Raw genomic sequence first — 201 nt, 5'->3', positions numbered from 1 at the left:
GAAAAATTAAATAAATTACGAGATCAAGAGTTTGATACAAAAGAATTAATTGGATCAGTGGATGAAAATGATTTGAAACAAGTAGCGGGGGCGGGAGATGTAAATCCAGAAACGACGCCAGCGACACCTACAATTGTGGCAGTAAGTCTTGGGATTTGTCCAACTACAAAATGTACAAGCAAGTGCTAATTTCTATATCAA

The 201-nt window shown here is 36.8% G+C and carries 1 protein-coding gene; it reads left to right on the top strand.

Going from position 1 to position 201, the window contains the following annotated elements:
- Positions 1–189 (top strand): class II lanthipeptide, LchA2/BrtA2 family (locus MR083_RS27805; protein WP_242270167.1); only part of this gene is annotated, 189 nt, incomplete at its 5' end.
- Between the last annotated feature and the right edge of the window lie 12 nt (positions 190–201).

It is taken from the genome of Bacillus cereus group sp. BfR-BA-01408, assembly GCF_022663305.1.
GTDB lineage: Bacteria > Bacillota > Bacilli > Bacillales > Bacillaceae_G > Bacillus_A > Bacillus_A pacificus.
The sequence above is the reverse complement of the archived record's forward strand: the minus strand, read 5'-3'. Positions and strand labels throughout refer to the sequence as shown.